At 73.6% G+C, this 16227-nt stretch carries 17 protein-coding genes and 1 pseudogene; 6 read left to right on the forward strand and 12 right to left on the reverse strand.

The genetic code is table 11. The features are described from left to right. Positions 1 to 7: 7 nt before the first annotated feature. The 4 genes from ACFWM7_RS12140 to ACFWM7_RS12155 form a co-directional block, all read right to left on the reverse strand. Positions 8 to 1123, reverse strand: coding sequence for an ADP-ribosylglycohydrolase family protein (locus ACFWM7_RS12140; protein WP_383258754.1), 1116 nt, complete (start codon positions 1121 to 1123; stop codon positions 8 to 10). A gap of 180 nt (positions 1124 to 1303) precedes the next feature. After that, a complete protein-coding gene (locus ACFWM7_RS12145) occupies positions 1304 to 2044 on the reverse strand; it encodes a hypothetical protein (protein ID WP_383258757.1) in 741 nt (246 codons plus the stop codon). A gap of 37 nt (positions 2045 to 2081) precedes the next feature. Continuing rightward, a complete protein-coding gene (locus ACFWM7_RS12150; RefSeq protein WP_383258760.1) occupies positions 2082 to 4481 on the reverse strand; it encodes a tetratricopeptide repeat protein in 2400 nt (799 codons plus the stop codon). 62 nt (positions 4482 to 4543) lie between these two features. Then, the gene (locus tag ACFWM7_RS12155) at positions 4544 to 5341 is read right to left on the reverse strand and encodes an SDR family NAD(P)-dependent oxidoreductase (RefSeq protein ID WP_383258763.1); all 798 of its coding nucleotides are present in this window, start codon (positions 5339 to 5341) and stop codon (positions 4544 to 4546) included. 60 nt (positions 5342 to 5401) lie between these two features. Between ACFWM7_RS12155 and ACFWM7_RS12160 the strand changes: the two genes are divergently transcribed. Then, positions 5402 to 5776 carry a MerR family transcriptional regulator gene (locus tag ACFWM7_RS12160; RefSeq protein WP_383258766.1) on the forward strand — a complete coding sequence of 125 codons (375 nt, stop codon included), beginning with the start codon at positions 5402 to 5404 and terminating at the stop codon, positions 5774 to 5776. A 1-nt stretch (position 5777) separates the two neighbouring features. On the opposite strand, the gene ACFWM7_RS12165 is transcribed toward ACFWM7_RS12160, so the two are convergent. Continuing rightward, positions 5778 to 7169 carry an MFS transporter gene (locus ACFWM7_RS12165; protein ID WP_383258768.1) on the reverse strand — a complete coding sequence of 464 codons (1392 nt, stop codon included), beginning with the start codon at positions 7167 to 7169 and terminating at the stop codon, positions 5778 to 5780. A gap of 31 nt (positions 7170 to 7200) precedes the next feature. Further along, the gene (locus ACFWM7_RS12170; protein WP_383258771.1) at positions 7201 to 8577 is read right to left on the reverse strand and encodes an FAD-binding oxidoreductase; all 1377 of its coding nucleotides are present in this window, start codon (positions 8575 to 8577) and stop codon (positions 7201 to 7203) included. Between the two features lie 145 nt (positions 8578 to 8722). Here ACFWM7_RS12170 and ACFWM7_RS12175 point away from each other — a divergent pair, with 145 nt between their 5' ends. Beyond that, entirely contained in the window at positions 8723 to 9853 is a 1131-nt protein-coding gene (locus ACFWM7_RS12175) for a LuxR C-terminal-related transcriptional regulator (RefSeq protein ID WP_383258774.1), read from the forward strand. Between the two features lie 21 nt (positions 9854 to 9874). Here ACFWM7_RS12175 and ACFWM7_RS12180 read toward each other — a convergent pair whose 3' ends face one another. Further along, positions 9875 to 10006, reverse strand: coding sequence for a hypothetical protein (locus tag ACFWM7_RS12180; protein ID WP_383258777.1), 132 nt, complete (start codon positions 10004 to 10006; stop codon positions 9875 to 9877). A 14-nt stretch (positions 10007 to 10020) separates the two neighbouring features. Here ACFWM7_RS12180 and ACFWM7_RS12185 point away from each other — a divergent pair. Together ACFWM7_RS12185 and ACFWM7_RS12190 are read left to right on the forward strand one after the other, a co-directional pair. Next, a pseudogene (locus ACFWM7_RS12185) lies at positions 10021 to 10191 on the forward strand (DUF397 domain-containing protein); the annotation flags it as partial. Between the two features lie 131 nt (positions 10192 to 10322). After that, positions 10323 to 10913: a hypothetical protein gene (locus ACFWM7_RS12190; RefSeq protein ID WP_383258780.1), complete on the forward strand. Its 591-nt coding sequence runs from the start codon at positions 10323 to 10325 to the stop codon at positions 10911 to 10913. Between the two features lie 24 nt (positions 10914 to 10937). On the opposite strand, the gene ACFWM7_RS12195 is transcribed toward ACFWM7_RS12190, so the two are convergent. The 3 genes from ACFWM7_RS12195 to ACFWM7_RS12205 all read right to left on the reverse strand — a co-directional run bounded on the left by ACFWM7_RS12195 (position 10938) and on the right by ACFWM7_RS12205 (position 13179). After that, positions 10938 to 11804, reverse strand: coding sequence for an effector binding domain-containing protein (locus ACFWM7_RS12195; RefSeq protein ID WP_383258782.1), 867 nt, complete (start codon positions 11802 to 11804; stop codon positions 10938 to 10940). A gap of 119 nt (positions 11805 to 11923) precedes the next feature. Continuing rightward, positions 11924 to 12346: a hypothetical protein gene (locus tag ACFWM7_RS12200; protein ID WP_383258784.1), complete on the reverse strand. Its 423-nt coding sequence runs from the start codon at positions 12344 to 12346 to the stop codon at positions 11924 to 11926. Then, entirely contained in the window at positions 12256 to 13179 is a 924-nt protein-coding gene (locus tag ACFWM7_RS12205) for an MFS transporter (protein ID WP_383258785.1), read from the reverse strand. Before ACFWM7_RS12205 ends, ACFWM7_RS12200 begins: the two co-directional genes overlap by 91 nt. Between ACFWM7_RS12205 and ACFWM7_RS12210 the strand changes: the two genes are divergently transcribed. Next, positions 13163 to 13657 carry a hypothetical protein gene (locus ACFWM7_RS12210; RefSeq protein ID WP_383258789.1) on the forward strand — a complete coding sequence of 165 codons (495 nt, stop codon included), beginning with the start codon at positions 13163 to 13165 and terminating at the stop codon, positions 13655 to 13657. The genes ACFWM7_RS12205 and ACFWM7_RS12210 overlap by 17 nt on opposite strands. 16 nt (positions 13658 to 13673) lie before the next feature. On the opposite strand, the gene ACFWM7_RS12215 is transcribed toward ACFWM7_RS12210, so the two are convergent. Next, a complete protein-coding gene (locus ACFWM7_RS12215; protein WP_383258800.1) occupies positions 13674 to 14489 on the reverse strand; it encodes an NPP1 family protein in 816 nt (271 codons plus the stop codon). A 223-nt stretch (positions 14490 to 14712) separates the two neighbouring features. On the opposite strand from ACFWM7_RS12215, the gene ACFWM7_RS12220 reads away from it, so the two are divergent. Then, positions 14713 to 15762, forward strand: coding sequence for an aldo/keto reductase (locus ACFWM7_RS12220; protein WP_383258793.1), 1050 nt, complete (start codon positions 14713 to 14715; stop codon positions 15760 to 15762). Here ACFWM7_RS12220 and ACFWM7_RS12225 read toward each other — a convergent pair. Next, complete coding sequence (locus tag ACFWM7_RS12225; protein WP_383258794.1) at positions 15759 to 16097, reverse strand: hypothetical protein; 339 nt, start codon at positions 16095 to 16097, stop codon at positions 15759 to 15761. The two genes, ACFWM7_RS12220 and ACFWM7_RS12225, sit on opposite strands and share 4 nt — an antisense overlap. Positions 16098 to 16227 lie beyond the last annotated feature (130 nt).

Consider the following 16227-nt stretch of genomic DNA (forward strand, 5'->3'; position numbering starts at 1 on the left):
CGGCCCCTCAGCCGCGCGGGTAGCGGGCCAGCCAGCCCGGGGCGACGGCGGCCGGGCTGTGCAGGGCGGGGCCCTGGGTCATCTCCATCGCGAAGTCGTCGGCCAGTTCGAGGAGGGTGGCCCGCCCCTCCAGCTCCGCGAGCCAGGCCGGCGGCAGCGCGGTCTCCCCGTGCAGGGCCCCGAGCAGCGCCCCGCAGACGGACCCGGTGGCACGGGAGGGACCGCTGTGGTTCACCGCGAGCCGCAGCCCGTGCCGGATGTCCTCGCTGACCAGCGCGCAGTACACGGCGACGGCGAGGACCTCCTCGGCGGCGTCGCTCGCCCCCAGCGCTTCGATCAGTGCCGGGCCGGGGATGCCCTGCCGCACGGAGCCGAGAGCCTGGCGCAGGACGTCGGTCACCGGCTCGTGGCCGGGGCGTTCGGCGAGGAGGGCCAGGGTGTTCTGCACGGCGCCGTCCAGGCTTTCGCCGCGCGCAAGCCCGTGCACCAGTACGGCGAAGGCTCCGGCGGACAGCTGGGCGGCGGGGTGGCCGTGGGACTGGGCCGCGCACTCGACGGCGAGCTGGAGCACTAGCCCCGGCTCCCAGCCCACGAGCAGCCCGAACGGGGCGGACCGGGTGAGCGCGCCCGCGTCCCGGGCGGCGGGGTTCTTCGGCCGGTCCAGGGTGCCCATGACGGTGTCGCCGAAGCCGCCCAGGCATGCGCGGGCAGGGTCGCGGCGGGCGTAGAGCCACTCCTCGGCGGCCAGCCAGCCGTTGTCCTCGCGCCGTTCGTCGGGCCCCCAGTGGTGCTGGGTGGCGGCCCAGCGCAGATGGGCCCGGTGCACATCGGTGGGCGGGTGCCATGCGCCGGTGTCGCGGCGGACCTGGGCGCGGATCAGACCGTCGACGGTGAACAGGGTGAGCTGGGTGAGGGCGGTGACCGCGCCGCGTCTGCCGTGCGCGGGGACGTAGTCGGTGACCCCTTCGACCCCGTGGGCGGCGCGGATCTCCTCCAGCACGAGCCCGCTGACCCCGGCCCCGAGCGCGTCCCCCACGGCCCCGCCGAGCAGGGCCCCGCGGACCCGGCTGCGGAAGTCCTGCTGCTCGGCCCGGCCCCAGACCGCCGCGGTCCCTGTGCTCACCCCGCCCCCTTCCCGTCACCGCTCCCGCACCACGTGCTCGCCTGCGCGCGGGCCTCTGCGGGCGACCGCCCAAGCACTGTAATCGAACGGGAACGGGCGGTAGAGGGGGCGACCAGGGTACGTACGGGTATGTCGACGGACGTCCCGCAGGTCGTTTTTGGGCGGTGGGGCGGACGGCCCCTAGGACTGCTCCCCGCCCCGGGGCCCCTCGGCCATGATCCTGCGCACGTCCGCACGCGTGATGGGGGCGCCCAGATCGTGTGTCTCCTCATCCGTGACGAAGGCTCTGTCCCCGGTACCACCTCCACGCGCCGGGCGTGACTGGCCCTCGACTGCCGCCAGCACGGCGTCGGCCGCCTCCGCCACCGTCCGTCCGCCGCCGGTGTCGACCCGGTCCAGGCCGAGCGCGTCGACGGCGTCCACCATCAGCGTCTGGTAGCGCTCGGTACGGGCCAGGAACCGGTCCATGAGCAGCCGCTCCCCCTCCGTCGCCTCCCCGTACCGCCCCGCCGCCCGCACCCGACCGCGTACGGCCGTGTCGTCGGCGGTCAGCCACACAGCGGCCGTACGGGGCACCGTCAGCCGGGCGACCCGCTCGGGCCACAGCGCCGAGCCCTCCAGGACCAGGCCCGGCGACCCGGCCTGCGCGCGGTCGGTGATCAGCTCCTCGATACGCGGCCAGAGCCGTTCGTAGTGGGCGAGGACGGAGGCGATGAGCTCGTCGGTGGTCAACGTCCCGTAGTGCTCGGTGACATGCGGCGGAACCTCGTGCCCCGGCGTCCGCCAGGGCCGTCCCGGGTGCCGGGCCAGACCGTCCGTGGAGCGGTGCTCGAACCCGAGCCGATCCGCCACCGCCTCGGCGACGGTCGACTTCCCGGTGTTCGAGGTCCCGCCGATCAGCACCACCCGCACATCGCGCATGCCCCGACCCTACGACCCGGCCCCGGGATCCCAGGCTTTACGGCTCCCCCGCCCCCAGCCTCTCCCGCTGCGCCCGGGCCCACCCGTACCCCGGGTCCAGCTCCAGCGCCCGGTCCAGGTCCGCGCGGGCCTCCGGCAACCGCCCCAGGGCCTCCAGGGCGAGGGCCCTGCTGCCGTGCGCCCAGGCATAGTCGGGGTCCAGGGCGAGGGCCCGGCCGTAGCAGGCGACGGCCTCCTCGTGCCGGCCCGTCGACCGGTACACCTCGCCCCGCTCCCCCGCCGTCCCGGCCCGCCCGGGGTTCAGCTCCTCGGCCCGGTCCAGGTCGGCGAGGGCGCCCACCGGGTCGCCCAGGACCGTGCGGACCCGGGCCCGCCGCACCAGCGCCCAGGCGTACTCCGGCCACAGGGCGATCGCCCGGTCGAAGTCGTCGAGCGCGTCCTCATGACGGCCCAGCCCGTGGCGGACCAGGCCCCGGCCGGCGAGCGGCACGGCGTCGGACGGGTCCAGGGCGTGCGCCCGGTCCAGGACGGTCAGGGCCTCCTCCAGGCGGCCCATCCGCCGGTACGTCTCGCCCCGCTCCCGCACCGCCCAGGCCCAGGCGGGCGCGATCTCCTCCGCCCGGTCCAGGTCGGCGAGGGCTTCCTCGTAGCGGCCGAGCGACCGCAGGATCACCGCCCGGCCCTGGTGGGCGCGTTCGCAGCGCGGGTCCACGGCGATGGCCCGCCCGTGATCGGACAGCGCGGCGTCCAGCTCCCCGGCGCGGAAGCGGTCCCAGGCCCGCACCACGAGGGCGGCCGCCCGGTCCGTGTCGGTCAGCTCGGCCCGGGTCAGCAGGAGTCCGAGGGCGGCGGTGGGGCGGGGCGCGTGGTCGGTTATGGCGGCGAGCAGGTCCCGGCCCCACTCCCGCAGTACGGCGTCGTCGGCGTCCTCACCCGCGTCCACCAGGGTCCGGGCCCAGTGCCGGGCCCGGGACGGCCGCTGGGCGAAGAGCTCGATCCCGGCGCGCAGGGCCTCGGGCAGCGCGGTGCGGGGGCGGGCGCACAGCCGGTGGTAGAGCACGTCCAGGGCCGCCCGCCGCCACTGCTGCTCGGCCCAGAGGCGTTCCGGGTCGATGCCCTCGCCCGCCGCGTCCCGCCGGGCCGCGAACGCCTCGGCCAGCCGGTCGTGCGCCGCCTTCCACCGCCGCGGCGATCCGGTGCGCTGCAGGCGGAGCATGGGGGCCCGGACGACGGCGTGGTAGCGGGAGCGCCCGCTGTACGGCTCGGCTACGAAGGGCAGTTCGTGCAGCCAGTCGTAGAGCCCGGGCACGGCGTGCGACCCGTGCGGTACGGCCACGGCCACCAGGTCCTCGTCGAACCGGCGGGGCAACGCGCAGGCGAGCGCGGCCGCCCGGCGGACCGGGTCGCTCTCGCCGGCCAGGAAGCGTTCGACGGCGGTGGCGTTCGCCTCTCCGGCCGCTCCGGGGTTGGCGGCGAGCGTCGACACCAGGACCGGCAGCCCGCCGGATAGCCGCAGCACCTCCCGCACCACGGGCTCCGCCACCACCCCGCGTCCGTACAGGAGTTGGCGCGACTCCTCCTCCGTGAACGGCCCGAGCGGTACGTCGGCGACCAGCCGGCCCCGGTCGCCCCAGTGCACGGGGTCGAGGCGGCGCTGACCGGCCAGGGTCAGGACGAGGTTGGCGGGCAGTTCGCCGTACCGCCCGGGGGTCAGCAGGTCCGCCAGCCACCGGTCCAGCTGGGGCGCGGTGCGCTCGTAGGTGTCCAGGAACAGGACGACCCAGGGCACCGCGTCCGCGACCCGGTCGATCTCCGCGACGAACACCGGCGTGAGGACCCGTACCGGTTCGGCCAGCAGCCGGGCCTCCTCCTGCTGCCGGGCCCGCCCGCCGAACACCGCCCGCAGCCCGCCCGCGCCCCGGGCCAGCACCGCCGGGTCGATGCCCCCGGCCAGCGCCCCGACGACCGGTATCGCCCCGGCCGCGATCAGCCCGGCCTGCGCGGCGGCGAGCGCCCCGGGCGAAGGGTCGCCGGCCGAGCCCTCGTTGTCCGCCGCGAGCCGACCGGCCATGTCGTGGAGAGCCCGCCGGTAGGTGGCGAGCAGCCGGTCCAGCGCCTTGAGCGGATACCCCTGCTCGGCGAACTGCGCGGCGATGGCGGCGAGTACGTCGGGCACGGAGTCGGCGCTCTCGTCGACCGACGCGGTCAACGCCCCGAACTCCCCCGCCAGCTCACGCCATTCCCGTACGAGCGAGGTCTTGCCCACCCCGGCGTTGCCCCGCACATGGAAGACGAACCGGTGCCGGGGGTCCTCGGGCGGCAGCGTGAAGTTGGCGCGGAACAGAGTGAGTTCGGCCTCCCGCCCGACGAAGGCGGCACGGCGCTGCCCTTCGACGATCTGCTGGAGGGAGAGGCGGCGGGGGCTGGACGGCGGCATGGGCCCAGTCTGTCAGCGGACCGGGGCGTACGGGGAGCCGCACGCCTTCCGGCCCGCGACCGTCATACGCCGAGGCCCTGGCCGAACCCGCCGTCCACGGGCAGTTCCACGCCGGTGGTGAAGGTGGCCTCGACGGCCAGGTACAGCGCGGCGGCGGTCACCTCTTCCACGGTGCCTCCCCGGCCCATCGGCGTGGAGGCGTTGCCCTGTTCGATGAACTCGGCGCGCTGCTCGTCGGTCAGTTCGGCGACGCCCATCGTCGGGGTGAGGATGAATCCGGGGGCGATCGCGTTGACGCGGATCCCGCGCGGAAGCAGCTCGGCGGCGAGCACCTTCGCGAAGGCGGAGACGGCTTCCTTCGCCGCGGAGTAGGCGCTGAGACCGGGGAAGATCTGGTCGTTGGAAACGGTGGTGAACACGATCGAGCCGCCCTCGGACATCAGCGGCGCCAGTCGCTGGACGGTGAAGTAGGCCCCCTTGGTGTTCACATCGAAGATGCGGTCCCACGACTCCTCGGTGACCTCTTCGAGCGTCTGGAACTCGGCGATGCCCTGATTGACGAACAGGTAGTCGATGCCCCCGAGTTGGCCGGCGGCCCGGTCGCGGAGGGCGTCGATGTCCCCGGCGTCCGTGACGTCGGAGCGCACCGGGTGCGCCAGCGGGGTGCCGAGCGCCGCCTGGGCCTCGGCGAGCCGCCGGTCGCTGCGCCCGGTGTACATCACTTCGGCGCCGCGGTCGGTGAGTGCCTGGACGATGGACCGGCCCATGCCGATGGTGCCGCCGGTGACGACCGCCTTCTTGCCGGCCAGGGCCTTCGGGTCGATGGTGGAACGCTGCTGGGTGCTGTGGTTGGTTGCCATGGCCGTTAAGCTAGACCTTGACATTGATGTCAAAGTCAACCTTCTGTGCCGGGGAGTCAGATGTTCATCGGCGAGCTGTCGAAGCGCACCGGCGTCAGCACGAGGAGCCTGCGGTACTACGAGCAGCAGGGGTTGCTGCGACCGCAGCGGCGAGCCAGCGGCTACCGCGAGTTCGACGAACCCGATGTGGCCGCCGTACGCCGGATCCGGATCCTGCTCGCGGCCGGGCTGAACACCGACCTGATCCGGGAAGTGCTGCCCTGCATGGCCGACGAGGGAGCCATCCTGGCGCCGACCTGCGAGGAGATGGCCCAGGACCTCGAACACGAACGCGAGCGCATGAGCAGCTCCATCGAACAGCTCCAGGCCGCCCACGCCATGCTCAGCTCGATCATCCACGCGGGCGAAGCGCTCACCGGCGGCCGCGCCGCCTGAGTCACCCGCCCCGGGGCGGCCGGGAGCCCGCCCGCCGGGCCGGCGCGAAGGCGACCAGGGCGGCGGCCAGCGGGAAGAGCGCGACCACGCCCAGCGCGGTGGAGAGCGGCATCGCCTTCGCCAGCGCGCCCGCGGTGGCACTGCCGACGCCGCCGCCGACGAAGAACGTGAGGTTGAGCAGCCCCATCGCACCGCCGCGCCGGGCCGGTTCGATGTGCTCCGACATCAGGGCGGTGGTGCAGACCTGGGTGACGGAGAAGGCGGAGAAGCCGAGCGAGGCTCCGAGGATGAGGAGCAGGGCTCCCGAACCGGTCAGCGCCCCGGCGAGGGCCACGGCGAAGGCGAGGGAGACCGCGCCCAGGAGCCGGTTGCCGTGGTCGCCCGCGGTGAGCCGGCCGGCCACCCGGGAGAGCGCCGCACCGACCGCCGCCCCGGGCAGCAGCCGGAGGCCGACCGACAGAACGCTCCAGCCGTGGTCGCGGACGAGGAGCTGCGGCACGGCGTACAGCGCGGCGAACAGGCCGGCGTACACACCAATGCCGATGACGGCGGCCCTGAGGAAGACGCGGTCGGTGACGAGCGCGCGCGGCACGAAGGAGGTCTCGCTGACGCGGGTACGCCAGGTGAGCCCGGCGGCCGACAGGAGCAGTACGGCGGCGGTGACGGTGACCGGCGGGGTGCTCAGCGCGAGCGCGGAGGACTGGATCAGCACGAGGAACGACATGGCGGTGAGCGTCAGCAGGACGGCACCCGGCAGGTCCATGGCCCCGGACCGGCCGGAGTCGTTCCGCGCGGGCGCCCGCGCGGGCGCTCCGGCCAGGCACAGCGGCACGGCGAGCAGGGACAGCGCGGGCAGGACCAGGGCGACGCGCCAGGTCGTCCACTCGGTGAGCACACCGCCGGCCAGGGTGGCGCCGGCCGAGAAGACCGCCATCGTCGCGCCGAATCCGGCAAAGGCACGAGCACGCCGGTCCGGCGGTACGGAGGCGGTGAGCGCCATGGCGCAGGCCGCCATGGCCCCGGACCCGGCGGCCTGGACGAAGCGCCCCGCCACCAGGACCCCGAGGCTGGGCGCGACGAGGCAGACGACCGCGCCCGCCACGAGCACCAGGGAGCCGAGGAGCAGTGTGGCCCGCACCCCCCGGGTGTCGGCGAGGCGGCCGAACAGCGCCGTGCCGACGCCGAGGGCCAGGGCGTGGGCGGTCAGCACCCAGCCGGTGGCGGTGGGCGAGGCGTCGAGGGCGGACGCCACGTCGGGCAGGGCGACTCCGGCAGCGGTGACACCGAAGACGACCGGGCCGAACAGGGCCCCGTAACGCAGCCCGTACGAGGGTGACTTCGGGGCGGGGACACGGCCGGGGGTCGCGGGCGACGCGGCCTCGTGCATGGTCACGATGGACTCCAAGCGTTGCTGGCCGACCCGTTCAAGGGCGGGGCGCGATGGTGTGGTCGAGCCGGAAGAGGTGGTCGGGGTCGACGGCGGCCTTCACCCGTGCCAGCCGGCTCAGGGTCTCCGGGTCGAAGCACTCCCCCGCCCAGCCGGCGGTGTCGGCCCCCGCGAGGAAGTTCAGATAGCGGCGGCCCGTGCTCCACTGCTCCATCGGCCCCAGGACCACGTCCGGCGAGCCGGGCGGCGACAGCGTGGACAGCGTGTACGCGCCTCCGCGGACGCCGACCGCGTTGGGCACCTCGGCCGGCCGGGAGAGCGCGCCGCCCAGCTGGCGCACCTCGACCATCAGATCGCCGCAGGCCGAACCGGACCCGGCGACCCGCAGCAGCGTCTCGCTGGCACGGTCCCCCAACTCCCGCAGAACGAAGTTCCGTTCGTGGTACGGGATCGGATGCGTCGGGTCCTGGTGGATGTCGGCGACCGCCGCGTACGGCATCTCGGCGACCGAGTCCGCCAACGGAGTACCGCACGCGCGGAGCGGCCGGACGAGCCGCTCCCCCTCCTCGGCGGTCCCGGTGAAGGCGATCCGCACATGCGCGGCGAACGTCCCCCGGAGGAACTCCGGCACGTCGGCGGCCACGTCCGGCAACCGCAGCAGCGACACCGAGGAGGTCATCTCCTCGGGCACGGTCGCGGTCCAACGACGCCAGGCGTGCAGGACCTGCCCCGCTTGTTCGCCGGGGAAGTAGAGCCCTCCGCCGTAGAGCCGGCGCACCGGCATCAGGCCGAACCAGAGCTTGGTGACGATGCCGAAATTCCCCTTGCCGCCGCGCAACGCCCAGAAGAGGTCCGGGTGCCGGTCGCGGGTGACCTGCCGGATACTCCCGTCGGCGGTGACGACTTCGATACGGGTCACGTGGTCGGCGGCGAACCCGAACTGCCGCCCCAGCGGCCCGAGTCCGCCGCCCAGCGTGTAGCCCACGACACCGACCAGCGGGGACGACCCGTTGAGCGGAGCGAGCCCGTGCGGCGCGGCGGCGGAGATCACCTGGTGCCACTGAGCCCCGGCCTCCGCGTATGCCGTACGGGTCAGGGGGTCGACGGCGACCGCGTTCATCCGGCGGGTGGCGACGAGGACCCCGCCGGGCGCGGGCGCCGCGATGCCGTGGCCGGTGGCCTGGACGGCGACGGGGAGCCCTTCCCGGACGGCGAAGGACACCGCGACGGACACGTCCTCGGCCGACAGAGGGGCGACGACCACGTCGGGCCGGTGCTGCGCGATGCGGTTGAAGCCCGCGAGTTCTGCTTCGTACCCCGGGTCCTCGGGGGTGAAGACGTCGCCCTTGAGCCGGACGTCGAGCCCGTCGAGGGCGCTCCCGGCGATGCCTGCGTGTTCGGATGGTCCGGCCACGATCACGTCCTTCCTCTCGTGCCGAGCGACGGCGGCAGCAGCGGCAGCGGCAGCGGATGAGGAGGAGTGTTCTCGTCCGAAAGGGCCGTTCCCATCCCCTACTTGAGGGGTTGGAGTGGGACGGCGGACCTGTCACATTCGTGGAATGACCGGTTCGAAGCTTTCCTCCACGTCGGTCGGCCGGGCGGAACTGCTCTCCCGGTCCGCGAAGGCCACCGACGCGCTCGGCATGTTCGCCGAGGCATCGGCCCATCTGCGGCGGCTCATGCCGTACGACGCGGCGGTGTGGCGCGTCACCGACCCGGTGACCGGCATGATGACCGCGCCCATCCGCGCGGAGAACCTGGACGAGGGCGGCTGCGCCGTCTACTGGGAGTCCGAACTGTTCACCGAGAACGTCAACCTGTTCCGCGATCTGGCGCGGGCCCGCGTACCGGTCGCCGGGCTCCGGCAGACCACCGGTGACCTGCCGGCACGCAGCACCCTCTACGAGACCTTCATGCGCCCGCGCGGATTCCACGACGAACTGCGGGCGGTCCTGCGCGCCGGGGGCCGCCCGCAGGGGCACATCAGCCTGTTCCGGTCCGAGGGACGTGCGGCCTTCGACGCCGCCGAGACCCGGCTGATCGCCTCCGTACTGCCCCCGCTCGCCAAGCACCTGCGCTCCTTCGCGGAGCCCGCACCGCAGCCGCTGCCGGACGCCCCGCACGGCCCCGGGCTCCTCCTCTTCGACCCGAACGGCGCGCTGCTGTCGGTCAACGACGATGCCCTGACCTACCTGGACACCCTCCCCGAGGGCCCCGCAGTGCCCTCGCCGCAGGGCATCCGCGTACCGGCCTGGATCCAGGCGACCGCGATGAAGGCCCGCGCGGTGGCCCAGGAACAGGACCGCGGCCGGGCGCGTGCCCGGGTACGGAACCGTGCGGGCCGCTGGCTGGTCTGCCACGCCTCCTGCCTGCGGGAAGCCGACGGCGGGCTCGGCGCGTCCGCCGTGGTGATCGAGCCCGCGAAGAGCTCGGAGATCGTCCCGCTGATCGTGGACGCGTACGAACTCACCGACCGGGAGGCCGAGGTCACCCAGCACATCGCCCGAGGCCTCCCCACCGGCGAGATCGCCGCGCGGCTGCACCTCTCCCCGCACACGGTCCGGGACCACATCAAGGCGGTGTTCGAGAAGGTCGGGGTCTCCAGCCGGGGCGAGCTGGTGGGCAAGCTGTTCACGGAGTACTACGCCCCGCCGGCCGAGAAGGCCATGACCCGGGTCCGTACCGACTGACGACGAACGGGCCCGCGCCGGTCACCGGTCATCGGCGTCCGGAAGCCGCTGCCCCCGGCTGTGCGCGACGAGCAGCACGTCCCGCAGCGACAGCACGGCCTGCGTCAGCGCGAACCGTACGGCGACCTCACCGGCCGCCTGGTCGGCCAGCACTTCCTGCGCGCCCGACCTGGCGCAAGTCGAGCTTCAGCGACGGCGGCATCAACAATTGCATCGAGGTCGCCGACGGCTACCCCGGCGTCGTCCCTGTACGCGACAGCAAGACTCCCACCGGCCCCGCGCTCCTCATCACCGCCCCCGCCTGGGCGGCCTTCGTGGAGTTCGCGGCCGAGCGCTGACCCACCCTCGTACACCGCAGGGCCCGCGCACCCGTCCTCACCGGACCGGGGCGCGGGCCCTCGTGCCTACTCACCGCCCCTGAGTACCGGCGCTCATGATCACGCGCGGGCCGCTGCCTACCGTGACGGGCATGGACACGGAAGAAGCGACCACCGCAGCAGAAACGTCACCCGCCGCCAGCCCGCGGGGGTTCTACGGCTGCGTGATCGCTCTGATCGTCTTCTTCACGCTGATCGCGCTCGGAGCGCATGCCTTCACGGAGTTCGAGAAGGGCCTCGACGGCGACGGGCAGCTGGAACGGCCCGGCTCCTCGGGCAGCGCGTACCGAACGCTCGGCCCCGGTACGACGGCACGGTACGAGGACGGGCTGTGGGTCACCGTCAGCTTCCCCGAGCGGCACGACGACGGCACCTACAGCCTCACCGTGACCTTCAAGAACGGCACCGACGAGGAACTGCTCCTCGGCGAGAAGTCGTTCTCCGACACGCTCGAAGTCGAGCCCGACGAGTCCGGCCAGGACTACGCCGCCGGCAGCTACGTGGACTGGCTGAACTGGGACGAGTCCGCCTCCGCCCTCGCGCCGCCCCTCCCCGAGGATGAGGAGCGCACCGTCCCGGTCCGGTTGAAGCCGGACCGGAAGGGTGTCCCGGTCACGGTGGAGGTCACCCCCCCGCACCCCGGCTACCGGGAGACGGCCCGCTTCCAGCTCACCCTGGGGTGACGGGCCGCCCGCGACCGACCGGGCTCAGTCGCCGGACCGCTCCACCGGGATCCACACCTCCGCGTCCGCGTGCGTACCGTCCTCGGACACCCGGGTGCGCGAGAGCGACGGGCCCGGCCGGCTCCGGTACGGGTTCGACGGGAACCACTGCGTGTACACGTCCCGCCAGAGGTACTGGACCGCCTGCGGAAACTCGCCCGAGGACTCGAACACCGCCCACAGGCCCGGCCCGATGTCCAGGACCTCCGAGGCGCCCGGCACCTCCGTCTCGCTCACCACCCCGTGGAAGTAGTCGAGTTCGGTGCCTTCCGCGTCCTCGGCGGAATGGTTGCTGACGGCGGCCACGACACCGTCCGGCTCCCCGGTCGCGTGCTCCTCCCAGCGGCCCAGCGTCTCCTTGCCGATGCTCTTGACGAACTCCACGATGGCCGGGTTCATCCCCTCGTAGACCAGCGGGATCCGTGTCCCCCGGCCCACGAGCCGGAACCTGTCCTTTTCCACCACTCGGTACCGCATGCTGCTGCTCCCTTCGACGATCAGACGGAAGGACATCCGGGGCTGGGAGTGCAGCGCCGCACCCGTCCGCCGCGCCTCGCCGGGGCCGACCCCGTGCACGGCGCGGAAGGCACGCGCGAACGCCTCGCCCGAGCTGTACCCGTACCGCACCGCCACATCGAGCAACGTCCGCTCCCCGGCGAGCACTTCGGCCCCTGCGAGCGTCAGCCGCCGGCGGCGGACGTACTCGGAGAGCGGAATGCCCGCCAGCGCGGAGAACATCCGCCGGAAGTGGTACTCCGACGTCATGGCGATACGGGCCAGCTCGGCCGCTTCGACGGGCTCATCGAGATGGTCCTCGATGTGCTCCATGGCCTGATTCAGCCGCTCCAGCACTCCTGGCCGTCCTTCCCTTTGCTGATCTCCACGCTAGGAAAGGCCCACTGTGCCGGACCCGACATCCTGTGCCCGGTGCGGTCGGGTCGGCTCGGGTCGCCGGCCGGGCCGGTGGCTGCTCAGCCGTGCCCGGCCCGCAGGCTCGCCACCGTGCTGAGCAGCAGGACGCCGAGGAAGGCGAGGAGCGGCGCGGTCCAGGCGCCGGTCGCGGTGTGCAGGACGGACGCGGCGGCCGGGCCGGTGGCGGCGATCAGGTAGCCGCCCGTCTGGGCCGCCGTGGACAGCGCGGCGACGTGGTCCTGGTCCCGGCCCCGCTTCACGTACAGGACTCCAGCGACCGCCTGCCCGCCGCCGAGGCCCGCCCCGAGGAGGAGCGCCCAGAGGGCGGGGAGCGCGGCGGGGGCGGCGAGGAGACCGGCGTAACCGAGGCCGCAGACGAGGAGGACGGCGATCAGGTGGGGGCGCTGGTCGGTTCGGGCGGCGGCCAGGACCGGGGTGAGGAAGCCGCCGGCCGCGATGCCGAGGATGAACAGGGACTGCATGGTCCCGGCCGTCGCCTCGGCCACCCCGGCGTCGACGAGGATCGCGGGGGCCAGGCGAGGGTGGTGTAGAAGAGCAGCGTCTGGAGGCCGAAGTAGCCGACCAGGCTCCAGGCGAGGCCCTTCCCGCGGCCACCGAGGACGCGTACCCGGGCCCGTACCGGTTCCGGTCGCACATCCCGTCCCGCGTACCGCAGTTGAGGCGCGATGCCCACCGCGGCGAGCGCGGCCGGAACGACGGCCAGGGCCATGGCCGTACGCCAGGAGTGGCCGGACGCCTGCCAGACGGGCACCGTCAGCGCGGCGACGACGGCGGATCCGGCGCCCATCGACAGGGCGTAGACGCCCATCATGACGCCGGTCCGGCGCGGGGCGAACCGGCTGCGCACGAACACCGGGACCAGTACGTTGACGACGGCGGTGGCGATGCTGACGAGCACCGTTCCGGCGAAGAGGCCCGGCAGGCCGAGCACCCGGACGACCGCTCCCGCGAGCAGCAGAACGCTCGCCCAGAACAGGCCGCGCTCCTCGCCGAGCCGACGCCGTACGGTCACGGCGAGCGGGGCGAAGAGGCCCATGCAGAGCGGGGGCAGCAGACCGAGGACCGTCAGCGCCCCGGTCCCGAAGTCGGCGACCGGGGCGAGCGGCCCGAGCTGCCCGAACGCCACCCGGGTGTTGAGGGCGACCAGGACGAAGCCGGTGGCCAGGAGGACGGCCGAGGCCCTGGCCGGGGCGGACGGTCCGGTGCCGGGAGCGCCGGGCGGGGACGTGGGGGCGGCGGGCGGCGGGCGGCGGGCGGCGGGCGGGGAAGAGTGCCCGATGACCGGCACGTACATCCGGGGGCGGGTCGACGCGGCGCTGGACGGGACTCCGGAGCCGACGGGGTTCTGGCCGGAGGGGTTCGCGGGAGCCGCAGGGGACTGCGCGCCCGCGCCCGCCTCCGCGCACCCGGCCCGCTCCGTCCGCCCCGCCCGCCCCGCCCGCTCCTTCGGGGACGAGCAGTTGCTCTCCCTCACCCGGGACCTCGTGTCGGATTCGGCGCAGGTCCGGGAGCGGGCGTGCGGGACGATCGGCGACCTGGCGCGGGCCTTCGACCGGCGCGAGGTCCGGACGCTGGCCTCGCTCCTCGCCTCGGCCGCCGTCCTGGAGCAGGACGCGGACTGCCTGGAGTCCGAGCTGAACGCGCTGGGCGAACTCGCGACGACCGGCCTGTTCGAGGCCGAGGACATCGCCGCTCTGCGCCGGCTGCCGCGCGCGTCCGTGCGGCCGGCCGACGCAGAGCACCTGGACCACCTGACGGCGGAGTATTTCTGACCGGTGGTCGGGGCCCTCAGGCCCAGGGGTCGAAGGGGATTCCGGCGGGCTTGGAGTTGTTGAGGAGGTTGCGGAAGCGGTCGTCCTTGTCGGTGACCTTGATGGTCGCGGATCCGAAGTCGGCGTTCATGAGCTTGTCGCGCAACTCCGTGCTGGGGAAGCCGTTCCAGTCGACGATCGGCGGGTAGCGCCAGTCGCCGTAGTGGTTCTCCGGCGGCTCGTCGTTGCCGTTGGCGAGGCGGAAGAAGTGCGTGCTCGGACCGTCCTTGTGGTAGACGGCCTTGGGGTGCGAGCCGTCGAACCGCACCTGCGAGCGCGGGTAGGTCTTGACCGTGCTGTGCTGCGTGGTCGAGACGTAGTCGACCTGGTTGGAGCCCTGGTTGACCCAGGAGATCACATGCTCGAAGTCGTGCCGGTGGCCGCCGAGTCCGCTGCCGTGGACGGCCTGGTCCTTCTCGAAGTAGCTCGCGTAGACGATGCCGCACCAGCCGTTGTTGCACTTCGAGCGGGCGTACGTCTGGGAGTTGTCCAGGTCCCACTGGTCCCGGCAGCTGCCGTTGATCGCGCCGGTCGTGTTCAGGCCGGGAGCAAGGGTGCCGTCCGGGCCGATGGCGGGGGTGGCGTAGCAGCCGTCGCCGTCGTAGTCGTAGGCGGGCGAGAAGGTCTGCTCGTAACCGCCCGCGTTCTGCGGCAGGTTGCCCGGCGGATCGGCATGGGCGGCGGAGCCGGTGCCCAGGACGAGGAGACCGGCGGCGGCGAGGACGGCGGCGGTGCGGGCGGCGGCCCGGCGCCTGCCGGGAGGACCACTCGGAACCGATGAGGCGGGTGAGATGGATATGGCGGGTGCGGCGGGTGTTGATATCAGCTGCTTTCGCACAGGTGGCTCTCCTGGCTCGTCGGCACGGGACGGTGGGGTGGCATCGCGCATGAGTTGCCCGGAGCATGACAGGGCGAAACGGGGTTCTTCCCGAAGGCCTTGCCCTGGAACGCACTCAAGGTCCTACAGTGCGGCGGGTCCGGCCCCGGCACACCCGCATCCACCAGGGAGCTCGACCATGCTCTACCGCACACTCGGCGGCACCGGCATCGAGGTCAGTGCGTACTGTCTCGGCACGATGATGTTCGGCTCGGTCGGCAACCCCGACCACGACGACTCCGTACGCGTCATTCACGCCGCCCTCGACGCGGGCATCAACTTCGTGGACACCGCGGACATGTACTCCGCCGGTGAGTCCGAGACGATCGTCGGCAAGGCGTTGAAGGGGCGGCGCGACGATGTCGTCCTCGCCACCAAGGTCCACTTCCCGATGGGCGACGGCCCCAACCGGGGCGGCAACTCCCGGCGTTGGATCGTCCAGGAGGTCGAGGAGAGCCTGCGCCGCCTGGGCACCGACTGGATCGACCTCTACCAGGTCCACCGCCCCGACCACACCACGGACATCGAGGAGACCCTCTCCGCGCTGAGCGACCTCGTGCGCGCGGGCAAGATCCGCGCCTTCGGCTGCTCGACGTTCCCGGCCGAGGAGATCGTGGAGTCGCAGGTGGTCGCCGAGCGGCGCGGCCTCGGCCGGTTCCGGACCGAGCAGCCGCCGTACTCGATCCTCGCCCGGGGCATCGAGCGGGCCGTCCTGCCCGTCTGCCGGCGCTACGGCATGGGCGTGCTGACCTGGAGCCCGCTCGCCTCCGGCTTCCTGACCGGCAGGTACCGCAAGGGCGGGACCATCGACCTGACCACCGGGCGGGCGGCGCTGCAACCGCACCGGTTCGACCCCGAGGCGCCGCTGACCGCCGCCAAGCTGGAGGTCGTGGAGCAGCTCGTCGCCGTCGCCGACAGCATCGGGGCCACCCTGCCCGAGCTGGCGGTCGCCTTCCCGCCGGTCCACCCGGCGGTCACCTCGGTGATCATCGGCCCGCGCACGATGGAGCAGTTGGAGGGGCTGCTGAAGGGAGCCTCGCTCACGCTGGACGACGAGACGCTCGACCGGATCGACGCGATCGTCGCGCCCGGCACCGACGTCTATCCGCCGGACGGTGTGTGGACCCCGCCCTCACTGGCCGATGCCGCCCGGCGCAGGCGGCCGGTGGCCGAGCGCGCGGCGGCTTAGGAGGCGGGCCGGACTACGCCTGGCGGGCTACGCCCGGCGGGCTTCCGGCTTCCGGGCCCCGGCCCCCGGCTCCCGGCTCCCGGCTTCCGGGCCCCGGCCCCCGGCTCCCGGCTCCCGGCTTCCGGCTTCCGGGCCAGGAAGCCGGCGACCGGCCGCTTCGCTCCCGCCTCGGGTTCCTGCAACGTCCGCCCCGTGACGACGAACCCCGCCCGCTCCAGCAGCTCCGCGATCCGGTCCGCGGGCAGCCGGTAGCTGTCGAACGCGGCGGGTTCGCCGCCCCCGTAGCCGTACGTCCGGCGCTGGTGCCCGGTGTCGCCGACCCGGGTGACGAGCAACAGGTGCCGGGTCCTTGACGGACCGGGCGTAGTCGGCGGCGACGGCGTCGTACGACTGCCGGATCGCGTCCAGGTGCGGAGGTTCCATCACGCCGCAACGGTATGACGCCCGGGGCGCGAAGAGGTGTGC

The sequence above is a fragment of the Streptomyces sp. NPDC058375 genome (assembly GCF_042723425.1).
GTDB classification, from domain to species: Bacteria; Actinomycetota; Actinomycetes; order Streptomycetales; family Streptomycetaceae; genus Streptomyces; species Streptomyces durocortorensis.

Bases quoted from the DNA above. Each gene is read 5' to 3' on its own strand.
- ACFWM7_RS12145 (WP_383258757.1), bottom strand. From the start codon at position 2,044: ATGCGCGATGTGCGGGTGGTGCTGATCGGCGGGACCTCGAACACCGGG.
- ACFWM7_RS12150 (WP_383258760.1), bottom strand. From the start codon at position 4,481: ATGCCGCCGTCCAGCCCCCGCCGCCTCTCCCTCCAGCAGATCGTCGAA.
- ACFWM7_RS12155 (WP_383258763.1), bottom strand. From the start codon at position 5,341: ATGGCAACCAACCACAGCACCCAGCAGCGTTCCACCATCGACCCGAAG.
- ACFWM7_RS12160 (WP_383258766.1), top strand. From the start codon at position 5,402: ATGTTCATCGGCGAGCTGTCGAAGCGCACCGGCGTCAGCACGAGGAGC.
- ACFWM7_RS12175 (WP_383258774.1), top strand. From the start codon at position 8,723: ATGACCGGTTCGAAGCTTTCCTCCACGTCGGTCGGCCGGGCGGAACTG.
- ACFWM7_RS12190 (WP_383258780.1), top strand. From the start codon at position 10,323: ATGGACACGGAAGAAGCGACCACCGCAGCAGAAACGTCACCCGCCGCC.
- ACFWM7_RS12200 (WP_383258784.1), bottom strand. From the start codon at position 12,346: ATGCAGTCCCTGTTCATCCTCGGCATCGCGGCCGGCGGCTTCCTCACC.
- ACFWM7_RS12210 (WP_383258789.1), top strand. From the start codon at position 13,163: ATGACCGGCACGTACATCCGGGGGCGGGTCGACGCGGCGCTGGACGGG.
- ACFWM7_RS12205 (WP_383258785.1), bottom strand. From the start codon at position 13,179: ATGTACGTGCCGGTCATCGGGCACTCTTCCCCGCCCGCCGCCCGCCGC.
- ACFWM7_RS12220 (WP_383258793.1), top strand. From the start codon at position 14,713: ATGCTCTACCGCACACTCGGCGGCACCGGCATCGAGGTCAGTGCGTAC.